The organism is Adlercreutzia sp. St.1H8 (assembly GCF_059728655.1).
In genome coordinates, this window is the sequence record NZ_AP039376.1 from 2,363,386 (window position 1) to 2,379,399 (window position 16,014).

The 16,014-nt window shown below is 66.4% G+C and carries 12 protein-coding genes; 3 read left to right on the plus strand and 9 right to left on the minus strand.

Going from position 1 to position 16,014, the window contains the following annotated elements; all coding sequences use genetic code 11:
• Positions 1-108: 108 nt before the first annotated feature.
• From argH to AC6I0Y_RS09360, 4 genes are all read right to left on the minus strand, one after another.
• On the minus strand, positions 109-1,500 hold the full coding sequence (argH, locus tag AC6I0Y_RS09345) for an argininosuccinate lyase (RefSeq protein WP_497731263.1): 1,392 nt from the start codon (positions 1,498-1,500) through the stop codon (positions 109-111).
• A 149-nt stretch (positions 1,501-1,649) separates the two neighbouring features.
• The gene (locus tag AC6I0Y_RS09350; RefSeq protein ID WP_497731266.1) at positions 1,650-2,987 is read right to left on the minus strand and encodes an argininosuccinate synthase; all 1,338 of its coding nucleotides are present in this window, start codon (positions 2,985-2,987) and stop codon (positions 1,650-1,652) included.
• Positions 2,988-4,057: 1,070 nt separating this feature from the next.
• Complete coding sequence (locus tag AC6I0Y_RS09355; RefSeq protein ID WP_497731269.1) at positions 4,058-4,408, minus strand: 4Fe-4S dicluster domain-containing protein; 351 nt, start codon at positions 4,406-4,408, stop codon at positions 4,058-4,060.
• A 22-nt stretch (positions 4,409-4,430) separates the two neighbouring features.
• Positions 4,431-6,950, minus strand: a complete 2,520-nt coding sequence (locus AC6I0Y_RS09360) for a molybdopterin-dependent oxidoreductase (RefSeq protein WP_497731271.1) — start codon at positions 6,948-6,950, stop codon at positions 4,431-4,433.
• 359 nt (positions 6,951-7,309) lie between these two features.
• On the opposite strand from AC6I0Y_RS09360, the gene AC6I0Y_RS09365 reads away from it, so the two are divergent.
• A complete protein-coding gene (locus tag AC6I0Y_RS09365) occupies positions 7,310-7,732 on the plus strand; it encodes a helix-turn-helix transcriptional regulator (RefSeq protein WP_160710421.1) in 423 nt (140 codons plus the stop codon).
• An 890-nt stretch (positions 7,733-8,622) separates the two neighbouring features.
• On the opposite strand, the gene AC6I0Y_RS09370 is transcribed toward AC6I0Y_RS09365, so the two are convergent.
• From AC6I0Y_RS09370 to argC, 4 genes are read right to left on the minus strand one after another with little or no spacing between them, the layout of a single operon-like run.
• Entirely contained in the window at positions 8,623-9,858 is a 1,236-nt protein-coding gene (locus AC6I0Y_RS09370; RefSeq protein WP_497731275.1) for an aminotransferase class III-fold pyridoxal phosphate-dependent enzyme, read from the minus strand.
• Positions 9,859-9,904: 46 nt separating this feature from the next.
• A complete protein-coding gene (gene argB / locus AC6I0Y_RS09375) occupies positions 9,905-10,852 on the minus strand; it encodes an acetylglutamate kinase (protein ID WP_497731278.1) in 948 nt (315 codons plus the stop codon).
• Positions 10,849-12,231, minus strand: a complete 1,383-nt coding sequence (gene argJ / locus AC6I0Y_RS09380) for a bifunctional glutamate N-acetyltransferase/amino-acid acetyltransferase ArgJ (RefSeq protein WP_497731280.1) — start codon at positions 12,229-12,231, stop codon at positions 10,849-10,851. Before argJ ends, argB begins: the two co-directional genes overlap by 4 nt.
• Positions 12,232-12,246: 15 nt before the next feature.
• A complete protein-coding gene (gene argC, locus AC6I0Y_RS09385; RefSeq protein ID WP_497731283.1) occupies positions 12,247-13,314 on the minus strand; it encodes an N-acetyl-gamma-glutamyl-phosphate reductase in 1,068 nt (355 codons plus the stop codon).
• 323 nt (positions 13,315-13,637) lie between these two features.
• On the opposite strand from argC, the gene AC6I0Y_RS09390 reads away from it, so the two are divergent.
• Together AC6I0Y_RS09390 and AC6I0Y_RS09395 are read left to right on the plus strand one after the other, a co-directional pair.
• A complete protein-coding gene (locus AC6I0Y_RS09390) occupies positions 13,638-14,900 on the plus strand; it encodes a glutamate-cysteine ligase family protein (protein WP_497731286.1) in 1,263 nt (420 codons plus the stop codon).
• A gap of 193 nt (positions 14,901-15,093) precedes the next feature.
• Positions 15,094-15,522, plus strand: coding sequence for an FKBP-type peptidyl-prolyl cis-trans isomerase (locus tag AC6I0Y_RS09395; RefSeq protein WP_160710252.1), 429 nt, complete (start codon positions 15,094-15,096; stop codon positions 15,520-15,522).
• A gap of 157 nt (positions 15,523-15,679) precedes the next feature.
• Here the strand turns inward: AC6I0Y_RS09395 and AC6I0Y_RS09400 are convergent, their stop codons facing one another.
• Positions 15,680-15,934, minus strand: coding sequence for a hypothetical protein (locus AC6I0Y_RS09400; protein ID WP_160710251.1), 255 nt, complete (start codon positions 15,932-15,934; stop codon positions 15,680-15,682).
• Between the last annotated feature and the right edge of the window lie 80 nt (positions 15,935-16,014).

Sequence of the window (16,014 nt, forward strand, 5' to 3'; positions counted from 1 at the left end):
GACTCCGCCCGACGCGTCGCGGCGGAGAACCGAGGTCTCCCCGCCGCCTTGGCTTGACCTCGCCGCGCCCCGCGGGGAGCCCGGCTCGGCTGGCCGGCGGGCGCGGGGCTAGGCGATGGCCGCCTCGTCGGCGGCCAGGCGCTCGCGGGCCTCGGCCAGCTGGGCGCGGACGGCCTCGTGGCCGGTGCCGCCGTAGGTGGTGCGGGCCGCCACGATGGCCGGCAGGTTGAGGGCGCCGGCGATGTCGGCCTCGAACAGGTCGCATTCCGCCTTGAAGTCGTCGAGCGCGAGGTCTTCCAGGTCGCAGCCGCGCTTCTCGCACAGAAGCACCAGGTGCCCCACCACCTCGTGGGCCCGACGGAACGGCAGCCCCTTCTTGGCCAGGTAGTCGGCCACGTCGGTGGCGGCCAGGTAGCCCTTGCGCGCCTGGGCCATCATGGCGTCCGGGTTCACCTGCATGGTGGCGATCATGCCCGCCGCGCACCGATAGCAGTCCTCGAGGGTGTTCGCCGCGTCGATGGCGCCCTCCTTGTCCTCCTGCAGGTCCTTGTTGTAGGCAAGCGGCAGCGACTTGACCGTCACCATGAGGGCCATCAGATCACCGATGACGCGGCCGGACTTGCCGCGGATGAGCTCGGCGAAGTCGGGGTTTTTCTTCTGCGGCATGATGGAGGAGCCGGTGGAGTAGGCGTCCGACAGCGTGACGAAGCCGAACTCGGCCGTGGACCAGAGGATGATCTCCTCGCAGAGGCGCGTGAGGTGCAGGGCCGACACCGAGCAGGCGTAGAGCAGGTCGAGCAGGAAGTCGCGGTCGGACACGGCGTCGAGCGAGTTGGGAATGACCGACCCGAAGCCGAGCGCCTGGGCGGTCATGAAGCGGTCGAGCGGATAGGTGGTGCCGGCCAGCGCCGCGGCGCCGAGCGGGCACGCGTCGGCGGCCTCGCGGGCGGCGGCCAGGCGCTTGAAGTCGCGGGTGAGCATCCACGTGTAGGCCAGCAGGTGATGCGAGAAGAGCACCGGCTGGGCGTGCTGGAGGTGGGTGTAGCCCGGCAGGATGACGTCGAAGTGGGCCTCGGCCTGGGCCAGGAGCGCCTGGCGCAGGGCCACGTTGGCGGCCATGAGGTCGCCGGCGCGCTTCTTGGCGTAGAGGCGCGTGTCGGTGGCCACCTGGTCGTTGCGGCTGCGGCCCGTGTGCAGACGCGCGCCCGGCTCGCCGATGGCGGCGGTGAGCGCGCCCTCCACGGCCATGTGGATGTCCTCGTCGTTCACGTCGAAGGCGAACTGCCCCGCCTCGATTTGCCCGAGCACGTCGGCCAGGCCTGCGTCGATGGCGGCGGCGTCCTCTTGGGCGATGACCCCCTGGGCCGCCAGCATGGCCGCGTGCGCGCGCGACCCGGCGATGTCCTGGGCGTAGAGCGCCTTGTCCACCGGCAGGGACGCGCCGAAGCGCTGGGTGAAGGCGTCGGCGCCTTCCTCGAATCTTCCGGACCAGAGGGCCATGGGGTTCCTTTCCGAACGACGAGACGGGGGGTGGGGGTCTGGCGCAGGGCTTCGCTCGACGCGTCGCGCCGGCGAGCCAAGGTCTCGCCGGCGCTTTGGCTTAACCTCGCTGCGCCCTGCGCCAGACCCCCTCTTCGCTTCCTGAGATTCTACGCGGTGACCGGGGTGGCGGCGATGACGGCCTCGGCCTCTTCCACGACCGCCGAGTTTTCGGCCGTGAACTCGTCGGCGGTGGAGCCGACGGCGTTGAACTGGTGCATCTTCGCGCCCATGGACAGGCGGTTCTTCGCCCACACCTTGCAGGTGAGCGCGTGCAGGTCGATGAAGCCCTTGGCAGCCTGCTGGTCGAACTCGTCCTCGGCGGAGTAGGTGGCCAGCTCGTAGGTATAGAGCGAGTAGTCGGACTTGCGCCCCACCACGGTGCAGCTGCCCTTGTAGAACTTCAGCTTGATGGTGCCGGTGACGCACTGCTGGGTGTCGGCGAGGAAGGCGTCGAGGGCCTCCTTGAGCGGCGAGAACCACAGGCCGTTGTAGACCTGCTCGGCCCACGTCTGCTCGATGCCGAGCTTGTAGTGGAGCACGCTGCGCTCGAGGCAGAGGTCCTCGAGCGCCTTGTGGGCTTGGATGAGGGCGAGGGCGCCGGGCACCTCGTAGCACTCGCGGCTCTTCACGCCCACGAGCCGGTTCTCGATCATGTCGAGGCGACCGTAGCCTTTGGAGCCGGCGATGTCGTTCATGGCGTAGATGATGTCGAGGTAGTCCATGGCCTGGCCGTTGAGCGCGCAGGGCACGCCGTGCTCGAAGGCCACGTCCACGTAGGTGGGGGCATCGGGCGCCTCGGTCGGGTCGACGGTCATGGTGTAGATGTCCGCCGGCGGCTCGGCCCACGGGTCCTCGAGCACGCCGCACTCGATGGCCCGACCCCACAGGTTGTCGTCGATGGAGTAGGGCGACGCCTTGGTGGTGGGCACGTCGATGCCATGGGCCTCGGCCCAGGCCATCTCCTCCTCGCGCGAGCCCAGATCCCAGTCGCGCACCGGCGCGATGATCTCGAGCTCGGGGTCGAGCATGAGGATGGAGGACTCGAAGCGCACCTGGTCGTTGCCCTTGCCGGTGCAGCCGTGCGCGATGTACTTGGCGCCGTACGCATGGGCCGCGTCCACCAGATGCTTGGCGATGAGCGGCCGCGAGAGGGCGCTGACCAGGGGGTACTTGTTCTCGTAAAGGGCGTTGGCGGCCATGGCGCAGGTGAGGTACTCGTCGGCGAAGGTCTGGCGCATGTCCACCACCAGACACTCGATGGCGCCGGAGGCGAGGGCCTTGGCCTTGATGGCCTCCAGGCCGGCGTGATCCTGGCCGAGGTCGCCGGCGACGGCGATCACGTCAAGGTCGTACTTCTCCTGGAGCCACTTGATGCACACGGAGGTGTCGAGACCGCCCGAGTAAGCGAGGATGACCTTGTCCTTGGTGGTGTTCTGCTGCGTCATGATTCGTGCCCTTTCGCTTGTTCTGCTTGACTTCGTGCCCGGGTCTGCGGAACGCGGAGACGGCTTGACGCGAACAGGGCAAGCCCTTGCGGGCGCCCCAGGAGCTTCGGCGGGATGCTGCTGCGTACCACGGCTTTTCATCGAGGGCGGGCGCCGGGCGGCGCCTGCGTGCCCCGCCTTCACGCGAAGGCGAGTGGGGAAGGGAGAAAAGCGGCCCTTGGGAGAATGCGGACGACTAACGTCGTCGCAGACGGGTCGTCACCTCGACGCGTCGGCGTCGGGTAACCGTGGAGAGAACGTCGGAGCGCACGGCAGCATCGCCAGCGAGGGCGATGTCGGTTGCTATGAGACCGGAGGTCTGCACGCCGTGGTTCCTTTCAGACGGTTCTTCCTGCGCGGCCAAACGATGACCGCGAAGCAGCTCATTGCTTGCAGGGGATGATAACGCAGGTTTCGGAAAAACACGCGAGAAATTTGCGAAACGGAAACATTGAGGGCGCGAGGAGTCTGCATCGGACTCCGGAATCAAGGAGAAACCCCTGATGAGAAGGGCGCTTTCTTTGGCGCGACGCCCCCAAGGCGCAATGCCGCACGTGCGAAATAGCGCGCTCGCACGGGTTGGCTGCCGCTTATTTCTTCGGGAACGAGAACTGGGAAGTTCTGTACCCGAGGATCGAGGGATTGCCCAGAACGCGTCCGGAAGGAGTACCCGCATAGACGGCGGAACAGCCGAGCGGGTATTCGGCACAGCTTGCGAAAAAGGGAGTGAGCCCGCTTTGAAAGCCCCTCCCCCAAGAAAAACCTAGACAGATGCGCCATCCGCCGGAGTAGGAGAAGGCGTCGGGGCAAACCGAGGGGGCTGACCCCGAGAAGTTCCGGAATCAGCCCCTAGCGGCTTGACGTATTATTCGCACCCGAGTTTTACTCGCTACGATGCCGATGGACGAGGAAACTCCACTAGGCCTCTCGCCTTAAGAAGGCGATTACCACCACCCTGTTTGCAGGCGAAATGCAAAGACTTTCGGGGACAGTCCAGTGGCGAACTCCGCGCTAAGCCATCAGCCGAATACTTATTCGGCTACCGTCAGCAATGCCCAGCGGGTCTTGCCGTCCATCTTCTTGACAAGCTCCTCAGCCTCGCCGTAGTACATGCACCACGCCTGGCAGTGCTGGACGCACATGGGCATCTTGCCCTCGGCGGTACGGCTGGCGCACATGTCGCAGGCCTGGGTGATGACGGGCATGTAGGTCCACTCCCACGCGCCCTCGAGGCCGGGGCGGTTGGCGTACTGGAACGGGCCAACCTCCTCCACCTTGATGCCGAACTCGCCCTTGGGCAGGTCGAGCTCCTTCTTGCAGGCCACCTCGCAGGAGTGGCAGCCAGTGCAGTAGTCGTAATTGACTAGGATTCCCTTTGTCATTATCAGTCTCCTTTTCTCTGCGCTACTGCTGCATCTCGGCTTTGCCATCGGCCATGGCTTTCTTCAACGCCTCTCGGCCTTGCATGTTTGCATCCTCAACCTTTTGCTGAACAGCACGTTTAACCTCATCTTGAATGAAGTCCGTTTGCCCTTCACGCTCCTTCATGGATGCAATATCGCCTGCCCAGGTGCCAGGGACGTAGTCTCCGAATCCGCCTTCTCTCGTCACCACCTCGCCCGGCATCTGATCCCCTTCCTCGTATTTATAGATTCTCGCGAGGAAGCTCTTGATGTCCGAGCCAATGCCGCCTTGGCCTGTCTCAAAAATCTTCGTCATGTTATTGATATTGGAATCAAACACGCCGTAGAGGCTGGGCTCGGCGGCCTCTTCCTCCGGGAACCACCACGCATGCTCCATGTGGATGGTGTTAGGCTTGATGCCCGGGAACAGGAAGGCCTTCTGGCGGCAGCGACCATGCGGGCTCTCAATCCACACCCAATCGCCGTCCTCGATGCCATGGGCAGCAGCGGTCTGGGGATTGATGGTCACGAGCGGATAGGGATGGAACTCGCGCATAGTCTCCAGCTGACGGTGCTCGCTGTGGAAGAACTCGTAGGAGCGGCCGCCGGACGTGGCGATGAGCGGGTACTCCTTGAGCAGATCCGGCGTGGAGACCGGAGAGTTCTTCGGCTCGATGTGGTACGGCATCGGGTCGACGCCCCAGTGGTTGTAGCCCCAGCTCCAGAACTCGAAGCGGCCGGTGGCGGTGTCGAAGCCCGGCTGGCCGTCGGGACGGCACATGCCCTTCTCGTACTTGTAGTACTCGCTGTTCCAAGGATCGTACTTGTAGCCGCCGCGGGCCTGCAGCTCCTCGAAGTCGCCCTCGTAAGACGTGCCGCCCTCGGCGTACTGGTCGCACAGGTACCAGGTGGAGAGCTCCTTGTCGTCCTTCCACGGCCAGTTCTCGGGCTTGAGGCGCTTGCCCAGGTCGAGGATGATATCCTCGTCGGACTTGGCCTCATAGTAGCTCGTGCACTTGGAGATGGAGCGCGCCGGCGTCCACCAGGTGCGCACGGCGTTGCGCTCGCAGCTCATGGCCACGGGCAGCACGATGTCGGCGTGGGCCACGGCGGTGGGGGTCATGAACGGGTCGGCGACGACGATAAAGGGAATGTTGTTCATGGCGTTGTAGGCACGTGGCGCATCCATGCTGGAGCAGGCGATAGGGTTGCCCGACTCAATCCAGAGCATCTGGATCTTGAAGGGCTCCTCAGCCTCAGAGGCGTGAATAAACGAGTCTGCGGACGCGCAGGCCACGATGTCTGACTCCTCGATGCCAGCCGAGGTAGTAAGCTTATGCTTATAGTTCTCACGCGGGATTTTGAAGTCGCCCAGACCATAGCGCTTCTCAATATCGAAGGCGCACTTCATCAGAAGGTTGCCACCAGGCCTATCGATATTGCCGGTAACGCCCATAAGGTCCAAGGCTGCCGCCGACACGCCCAATGCAGAAAGCTGCTGCTCGAAAGCGAGGCCCCACTGGATGGAGGCGGACTCGGCGGTTGCGTAAATGCGCGCAGCCTTGCGGATATCTTCAGCAGGCACATCGCAGATCTCGGCCGCCCAGTCGGCGTCCTTGCCCTGCACCGACTCGACGAGCTGCTCGTAGCCGTAGCACCACTTGTCGATGAAGTCGTGGTCGACGAGGTCCTCGTTGATGATGGTGTTGAGCATGCCGATGCCAAGGGCGCCGTCGGTGCCGGGACGCACCTGCAGCCACACCTCGGCCTTGGCGCCGAGCCAGGTCAGGCGCGGGTCGATGGAGATGATCTTGGTGCCCATCTGCATGCACTCGACGATCCAGTGGCCCAGGAAGCCGTCAGCGTTGGACTTGAGCGGCTCGTTGCCCCACACCATGATGACGTCGGGGCGGCGGAAGGTGGGATCCGCATACCTCAGCTCATGCGTCTCGGACACGTCGATGATGTTCATCTCGCCCATCTTTGCCGATGAGGCAATCATGCGGGGCAGGTAACATGCAAAGCCGGAGAAGCCGAAGTTGCTAACATTAGGCGTCTCAAGCGCAGTCGACGCGAAGAGAGGAAGCTGCCAGCCGATGTTACGGCCGGTGCCATGATCGAAGAGGATGGTGTGGGACCCGTAGTTCTCCTTGATGTAATTAACCTTCTCCACAATGATGTCGTAGGCCTCGTCCCAGCTGATGCGCTCCCACTTGTTCTCGCCGCGCTCGCCAGCGCGCTTAAGGGGCCACTTCAGGCGGTCGGGATGGTTGACGGCCTCCACCATATCCAGGCAGCGCATGCACAGCTTGCCGCCGTTGAACGGGGCCAGCGGGTCGCCCTCGATGCGGGCGAGCTTGCCCTCCTTGTCCACAAAGAGCAGCACGCCGCAGCCGTTGTGGCAGCCCGGGGGCGACCAGTGGTTGGTACGGGTGACGGTGAAGTCACCCTCCTGCCAACGCCACTCGCCCTCGTGATAGGCCTTACGATCTACTGAGTCCAGATACTCTTGGTAATCCATTCCTTCTCCTTTTCTGACAGGCGCACAAAGGACACGTAGGTATGGTGAAGTCACTTCAAATGGAACAGCGATTCGAACCCCGATGCCAACCTCAGGCATCGCTCTGCAGTGCTTCTAAAATAATCAAATTGTTATGATTGGTTTTGCCTAAAAGCTATCTTATTTATAAATAAATTATGAGGCCGAATGGCGCATAGACACCAACGTTATGCCTGAACACAGACGTATTTTCGAATCAAGCGAATAATTACCGCTCTTGATATGTAGTAGATATCAGCGAAAGATACTAAAAGTCTGCCCAGTCGCCCCATACTATAATTACGAGAGCCGCTTATATGCAGCAAGGAAAAGGAGTCATCATGGAGCCTGATGAATTATTGGCCTTGGAGGCATCGGCAAAGCTTTACCAAACCATTCCTGATTATCTTTTGGAAAAAAAGAAGAAATCGAGCTTGGAGCTCGCATTGCTTGAGCTAATTGACGCCCTGGATGTTGTCGAATACAGGCGCTCTAAGGAGTCCTTTCTGCAGTCTATCCAATACGAAATCCCCTATCACCGCAAACGCATGGTGCTGAAAATAGTGGAAAAATACGGCTTAACCACTCAGGAAGGTCACGTTCTGCGTTATCTCGCGAATGGGAGAGATGTGCCTTACATCGCAGACAAGCTTGTTGTATCGACCAACACTGTTAAGACGCATAAGTATTCTATCTATCGGAAGCTAGGCATCCATTCAAGCCAGCAGCTTGAAGAACTACTTTCCAGGAAAGACCTCGTCTAAGGCGCATTTATAGCCCGAAGGGCATGCTTTCAATCCATCCCCCATGGCTCTTGAAACCACTATGCTCAGAAGCTTGGCTCAGGCATAATGACTTCAAAAGAAGTGATCATAGGCCGCAATTCGAAACCTAGAGCTACGGTAAATCATCGGCAGGCATGTTGGTTCAGGGCAAATAACGTCAATCCTACCGAACCCCACACAACGTGGGTGCCACCCCCTTCACGGTCTGCTCATCAACGCTTGCACCACAGAGGCATCACCCAATTCAGCACCATGCGCAGACGCTTCCCTGCAACGTGGCGGTGCTGGAGAGACAGGATCCCAAACAAGCGGACGGATGGCGCAGAGGAGCAAACAGTAAGGGACGGCGATGCCACTACCCCCCCCCAACTAAGCCCCTGCGCCGCCCGCTCCGACTTTTAAGGAAAAAGCGGGCCTCACCGGTGCTTGCGGCATAGCACACGCCCCGCGCTGAATGGGAGCGGCGAGCGCCTTCGCCGTTTCCCCCTGCGCATCGCGCTCATATGGGGCACCGAGCGCGCCCGCGTGCGACCCTGGCGTGTAAAGTGGCCAAAAATGACGACCTGACGACAGGTTTTCGCACCGGGGGCGCGTCGCCGAAGGCGGCGACGCGCAAAAGCCCAGGTCGCGCTCTGGGCCTTAGGGGGATTCGCGTCGCGGGGCGTGCTTTCGTGCCCCGCTTTGTCGTCAGGTCGTCGTTTTTGGCCATTTTTGGGGCCGGCGGCTGCGCGGATGCGCAGGAAACGGGGGCAGGAGCGCAGGGGGGGTGGCGCAAGACGGGGAGCCCCACCCCCACGCCCGTGCCCCGCTTGGCAGCGCCCTCCCCCCATTGCCCCGCCTTCCGAGAGGCAGGGGGCTGCCGACGCGGGCTAGACGATGGCGGCGAGGGCCGCGACGAGGGCGTCTACGTGGGCGCGCTCGCAGATGAGGGGCGGGAGGAAGCGGAGGGTGCGCGGGCCGGTGGCGTTGAGGACGAAGCCGCGCTCGAGGGCGGCGGACACCACCTCGGGGGCGCTGGGGGCGTCCTCGACCAGGTCGCAGCCCACCATGAGGCCCAGGCCGCGCACGTCGTGCACGCGCGGGAGGGCGGTCAGGCGCTCGCGCAGGTAGGCGCCGACCTCGGCGACGCGCTGCTCGTAGCCGCCGGCGTCCAGCTCGTCGAGCACGGCCTGGGCCGCGGCCACGGCCAGGCAGCTGCCGCCGAAGGTGGTGCCGTGGTCGCCGGGGGCGAACAGGTCGGCCACCTCGGCGCGGGCCGCGCAGGCACCGGCCGGGAAGCCGCCCGCTATCCCCTTGGCCATCGACACCACGTCGGGCACGATGCCGAAGTGCTGGAACCCGAAGGGGCGTCCCGTGCGGAAGATGCCGCACTGGACCTCGTCGCAGATGAGAAGCGCGCCATGCTCGCGCGTGAGGCGGCGGGCGGCAGCCAGGAACTCGGGTGTCAGGGGATGCACGCCGCTCTCGCCCTGGACGCACTCGAGCATGACCGCGCAGATCTCCGGCCCGTGGGCGGCGAAGAGCGCCTCCAGGGCGGCCACGTCGTTGCGCGGCACGTCGAGGAAGCCGTCAGGCATGGGCGCGAAGTCCACGTGGAACTTGGCCTGGGCGGTGGCGGCGAGCGTCATCATGGTGCGGCCGTGGAAGCTCGCGTCCACCGTCACCACGTGATAGGGCGCGGGCGCGTCAGGGCCGCCCTCGGCCTGGGCGCGCCGGAGCGCGTGGAGGCGCGCCAGCTTGAGGGCGCACTCGTTGGACTCGGCGCCCGAATTGGTGAAGAACGTCTTCCACGGGCCGTCCTCGCCTTCCGGCGCGTAGCGGCTGAGCAGGTCGGACAGGTGGCGGGCCACTTCGCCGCGGTGCTCGATGTAGAAGTAGTTGCTCACGTGGATGAGGCGGCCGGCCTGGGCGTCCAAGGCGCCTACCAGGGCCGGCGGGCAGTGGCCGAGACAGTCGCAGCCGATGCCGGAGAGGAAGTCGAGGTACTCGCGGCCCTCGGCGTCGACGAGGGTCATGCCGCGGCCGGAGGCGAACTCGACCGGCTTGCGGGCGAAGGTGCCCATGACGTAGGCGGATTCGAGGGACTGCTGCTCGGGGAGGGACATAGGGGTGATCCTTTCTGCGGGGAGGGCCTTCGTCAGCGCCGCGGGGCTACGCCTCGCGGTTTTCGATGAGCTTGGCGGCGAAGTTGCCGAGGGGCGCGGCGGCCTCGGGATCGCCGTCGCCGGTGACCATGGTGCCGATGCCCTTGTCGGTGAGAATCTCCAGCAGCAGGGCATGGGGCGTGGTGCCGTTGATGATGTGGCCCTTCTTCACGCCGGCGTCCATGGCGTAGACGCAGGACCGCAGCTTGGGGATCATGCCGGTGGAGATGGCGCCGTCCTCCACCATCTGGCGCGCCTCCTCCAGGCTCATGGCCGAGATGAGCGTGTCGCGGTTGGGGTAGTCCTCGTAGAGGCCGTCCACGTCGGTGAGGAAGAACACCTTGTGGGCGCCGATGGCCGCGGCGATGTGCCCGGCGGCCACGTCGGCGTTGACGTTGTAGCAGCCGCCGTCCTCGCCGATGGCGATGGTGGCGATGACGGGGATGTAGTCGGCGGCCACGAGGTCTTCGATGAGCAGGTTATTGATGCGGGTGATGGCGCCCACGCGGCCCAGACGCGGGTCGGCCTGCTCGGCCACGATGACGCCGGCGTCCGTGCCGCTGATGCCCACGGCCATGTTGCCGTGCTCGTTCATGGCCTCCACGAGCTCCTGGTTCACCCGGCCGGTGAGCACCATGCGCACCACGTCCATGGCCTCGGGGCTGGTGACGCGCTGGCCGTCGACGAACTCAACCGGCAGGTCGAAGCGCTTCATGGCCGCGGATATGGCCTTGCCGCCGCCGTGGACGATGACCGGGTTCACGCCGATGATCTTGAGCAGGATGATGTCGGCCATCACCTCGGCGCGCAGGGCCGGATCCTCCATGGCCGAGCCGCCGTACTTGATGACGATGGTCTCGCCGGTGATCTTCTTGATCCAGGGCATCGCCTCGGTGAGGACGTCGCCGGTGATGCTGGAAACGCCGTGGGGGCGCGTCTCGGTGTCGTATTTCATGAGCGATAGTCTCCGTTGATCGAAACGTATTCATGCGAGAAGTCGCAGGTCCAGACCGTGGCCTCGGATTCGCCGGCGCCCAGGTCGGCCACGATGGCCACCTCCGGGCCCTCGAAGCGCCGCAGCGCCTCGTCCTCGTCGAAGGGAACGGTGAGGCCGCCGCGGCAGACGGGCAGGCCGAGGATGTCGATGGCCACGTCCTCCTGGCGGAAGGCCGCGCCCGAGCGTCCGAGCGCCGCGGCGATGCGCCCCCAGTTGGCGTCGTGGCCGTAGACGGCCGTCTTCACCAGGGGCGAGTTGGCCACCGTGCGCGCCGCCGCCTGGGCGTCGGCGGGGCTGGCGGCCCCGCGAACCGTGACGGTGACCAGGCGCGTGGCGCCCTCCCCGTCGGCCGCCATGGCGCGGGCGAGCGTGGCGCACACCTGGTCGAGCGCCTGCTGGAAGCGGGCGAAGACGGGAGTGCCCGGGGCCAGCGGCGCAGCGCCGGGAGCCGCGGCTCCGCTGGCCAGCAGGAAGCAGGAGTCGTTGGTGGAGGTGTCCGAGTCCACGGTCACCCGGTTGAAGCTGGCGTCGACGGCGGCGCGCAGGGCCGGGGCCAGGTCGCACGCGAGCACGGGCGCATCGGTGGTGACGACGGCGATCATGGTGGCCATGTCGGGCATGATCATGCCCGAGCCCTTGGCCATGGCGCCCACGGTGAAACGCGCGCCGGGGTAGCCCACGTCATCGCCATCGAAGGCGACGGCGCACTCCTTGGGATGCGTGTCGGTGGTCATGATGGCGCGGGCCGCGGCGGCGCCGCCCTCCCGGGAGGCCGCGGCCGCAGCCGCCGGGGCGCCTGAGCGGAAGGGGCCAAGCGGCAGGTGCACGCCGATGACCCCGGTGGAGGCCACGAGCACCTCCTCGGCCGGGCAGCCCACGGCCTCGGCGGTGATGGCGGCCATGGCCCGGGCGGCCTCGCGGCCGCGCTCGCCGGTGGCGGCATTGGCCACGCCGGAGTTCACCACCACGGCGCGGGCGGTGCCGTAGCTCGGCGCGCCGGAGCCGCCCTCGTCCAACCGCTCGCGGTTGACCTGCACCGGGGCGGCGCAAAACACGTTGCGGGTGAACACGGCCGCGGCGGCGCAGGGCTCGTCGGCCACGACGAGGGCCAGGTCCAGACGGTCGGGGTCGTCGCGGAAGCCCGCGTGCACGCCGGCGGCGCGGAAGCCGAGGGCCGCCGCGACGCCGCCGGGAACGGCGGGCAAGGCGTCCGGCGCGGGCGCGGCGGGCGGCAGCGGCTCAACGGCGGGAATGGCGGCGTCCGGCGCGGGGGCCTCGCCCGCACGCGCGGCGGCCGCGGGGGCCGAAAATCCCGTCGGGATCTTCTCGTTCTCCATGGGCTCTTTCCTCCCCTACACCGGCTGGGCCACGGCCGTGAGGCCGGTGTCCTCCGGCAGGCCGCAGATGATGTTGGCGCACTGGACCGCCTGGCCCGCAGCGCCCTTCCCCAGGTTGTCGATGGCGCCGACGGCCACGATCATGGGCGCCGTCGGATGCACTGCCACGCCCACCTGCGCGCGACAGGTGCCGGCGACCGACGCCGTGCGCGGCCAGGCGCCCGGCTCGAGCACCTCCACGAGCGGAGAGGCGGCGTAGAAGTCGCGGTAGAGCCCCGCCAGCTCCTCGGTGGTCGGCCGCGGCGAGGACGGGCCAAGCGGCAGGTTCACCGTGGAGAGCAGCCCGCGGTTGAGCGGGGCCAGGTGCGGGGTGAACACGAGGCGCCCGGGGATGCCGAGGATCTGCTCGATCTCCGGCGTGTGGCGGTGGGCGCCCACGCCGTAGGCCTCGAGGTTCTCGTTGGCGAAGCAGAAGTGGGTGCGCTCGGTGGCCTTCTTGCCGGCGCCGGTGACGCCGGACACCGCGTCGGCCACCACGGTGCCCGCCGGATCGACGAGTCCCGCGCAGATGGCGGGCGCGGCCGCCAGCGAGGTGGCCGTGGGATAGCAGCCGGCGCAACCCACGAGCACCGCCTCGCCGCGCGCGTGGGCGGCCGCGGCGCGGGCGAGCTCGTCGCCGGTGAGCTCCGGCAGGCCGAAGGCGGCGCGGGCGAGCAGGTCGACGGCCGTATGGGGCATCTGGTACCAGGCCTCGTAGACGGACGGGTCCTTCAGGCGGAAGTCGGCCGACAGGTCGATGACGGTGACACCATGCTCCACGAGCCCGGGGGCCTGGGCGAGCGCCGCCGTATGGGGCACCGCCAGGAACACCACGTCGCAGGAATGCAGGTCGGCCTGGTCATGGGCGGAGAAGGCCAGGTCGGTGGCGCCGCGGAAGGCCGGGTAGACCTCGGCGACGGGGCGGTCGGCCAGCGCGTCGGAGGTGACGGCGGCCAGGGTGAATTCCGGATGGGCCAGGAGCAGCCTCACGAGCTCGATGCCCGCGAATCCAGCTGCGCCCACCACGCCTGCTCTCAGGGTCATGAGTCGCTCTCTTCCTTCGGTGCTTCGGCGAGAAGCCTCTGCCATGCTAGTCAAGGAAACGGCACCGCTGCCGGACGGCGCCGAGGAGTTACGGAAATGAAAGGGCGCGCGGAAGCGGCGGCGCTAGGAACGTCGTCGGAGGCGCGGCCCTGCGGCGGCGCCAGCGGTGATGAACGCGTTGCGGAATTCCACGATATGCCCTCGTTTTCGCTCCTTGGGCGCCCCTCGGCCATGCCAGTGATACCATGGGCGCCGATCAAACGGATATTGTAAGCAAACCGGATAGCGTTTTGCGCAGAAAACGACGGAGTTTGGAGTAAGCGATGACCAAGAACGACCAACCGGCTCGCGAGGCGAACCTCGACGCCATCGTGGCCTACTTCGAAGGCGGCATCAAGGAGTCCTCCGAGCAGCTCGGCATCGAGCTGGAGCACACGCTCGTGCGCGCCGACGGATCCCCGGTCTCCTACCGCGAGGAGAACGGCGTACGCTGGCTGCTCGAGCAGCTGCTGGCCGACTACCCGGAGGCCACGCGCGACCCGGAGGGCGACCTGCTGGGCGTGGCGCGTCCCGGCGAGGCCGTGACCATCGAGCCCGCCGCCCAGGTGGAGCTCTCGGCCGGCCCCTTCACGCGCCTGGCCGACGCCGAGGCCTGCTTCACCGCCTTCGAGCGCACGCTCGCCGCGCGCCTCGACCCGGTGGACACCCAGGCGCTCACCCCGGGCTACCACCCCACCGCGCGCGCCGTGGACCTGGAGCTCATCCCCAAGCGACGCTACAAGCTCATGAACAGGTACCTGGGCGCCATCGGCAAGTACGGCATCTGCATGATGCGCGGCAGCGCCTCCACCCAGGTGTCCATCGACTACTCGTCGGCGGACGACTGCCTGCGCAAGATGCGCCTGGCCTTCGCCCTGGTGCCGCTGCTCTCGCTCATCTGCGACAACTCCCCCGTGTTCGAGGACGCGCCGCGCGAGCATCAGCTGGTGCGCACGGAGATCTGGGAGAAGTGCGACCCCGACCGCTGCGGCGTGGTTCCCGGCATCATGGACCCCGGCTTCACCCTGCGCGACTATGCCGCCTACGTGCTGGACACGCCGGCCATCCTCGTGGCCTGCGACTCCGAGCAGTGGTGCTACACCGACCGCACCTTCGGTGAGATCTACGCCGAGGAGCCCATGACCCGCGCGCAGGTGGAGCATGCGCTGTCGATGTTCTTCACCGACGTGCGGCTGAAGACCTACGTGGAGATACGCCCGGCCGACGCCATGCCGGTGCCCTACGTGATTGCCTACGCGGCCCTGATCAAGGGGCTGTTCTACAGCGACGAGAGCCTGGATGCGCTCGAGGGGCTCTTCGCCGGCGTGACCGCCGAGGACATCGCCGCCGGCAAGGCGTCGCTCATGAGGAGCGGCTACGACGGCTATTTGTACCGCCACCCCGTCTCCGAGCTGGCCGACGAGGTGATGAGCCTGGCGGCGACGGGGCTTCCCGAGGACGAGCGCGCCTACCTCACGCCGCTTGCCAGCCTGGTGGCGTCGCGCATCACCCTGGCCGATGTGGCCGAGGCGGAACGCGGGGCGTAGCCGGCGGCACGCGCCCATCCAGGGAAGGCGCCCGTCCAGGGAAGGTGCCCCTGCGCCTCGCCCCCCTCCGCGCCGCCGAGCGCAGAGGCGCCGCTTGATGACAAGTTGGAGCAGGTTTGCGGCCGCAGGCGCCGAGGGCGCCCGCTTGGGCTAGACTGGCAGGCTCTGGCACAATGACGAAAGGAGCCTTCCGATGAGCAACGAGGGCAAGAAGGTCAAGATCCACTACACTGGCACGCTGGACGACGGGGAGAAGTTCGATTCCTCCTACGACCACGGCGAGCCCATTGAGTTCGTGTGCATGGCCGGCGACGTGATCCCCGGCTTCGACGAGGGCGTGAAGGACATGGCCGTCGGCGACAAGAAGACCATCCACATCGAGCCGGCCGACGCCTACGGCGAGGTGCGCGAGGACCTCATCCAGGAGGTTCCGCTGGAGAACATCCCCAACGCCAGCGAGCTGCCCGTGGGCGGCGTCATCTACATGCACGGCCCCGACGGAAGCCCCGTGCCGGTGCAGGTGAAGGCCGTCGAGGACGGCGTGGCCACCTTCGACTTCAACCACCCGCTGGCGGGCAAGGCGCTCAACTTCGAGCTGGAGCTGGTGGAGGTCGCCGACTAGCGTCCGCGACGCGCCAGATGCCAAGAGCGGCCCGGCCTTCCCAGGGAGGCCGGGCCGCTCTGCTTTCCCCAGCGCATGAGGGCCCCGGCTCATTGGATGCCGGGGCCCTCATGCGCTGGGGGTCTGGACGCCCTGCGGGCGCCGGCCTCGTCGGCCGCTAGGCATAGGCCACCTCGTCCAGCGCCTCGGCTGCGGAAGCCTGCGCGGGGGCCTGGGGCGAGGCGAAGGAGCCGGCCCACTTGGTCACGCCGGCCTCGGGAATGGCGTCGGCCTCCACCAGCGAGCACACGGCGCTGCTGGCCTTGTCCGACGAGATGCCCATGTTGGCGAAGTGGCGCGCCAGCTTGTGGCAGTAGGCGGCATCGGGCTCGGACAGGGTAGCGAGGACCTTGAGGGCCTTTTCGTTGAGCATCGGAAACTCTCCTCTCGTCATGGTTGATCAACGACGAAGAGGTTACCGTCAGTTCGCGAGCGCGCCCTTAGAGGCGGCGA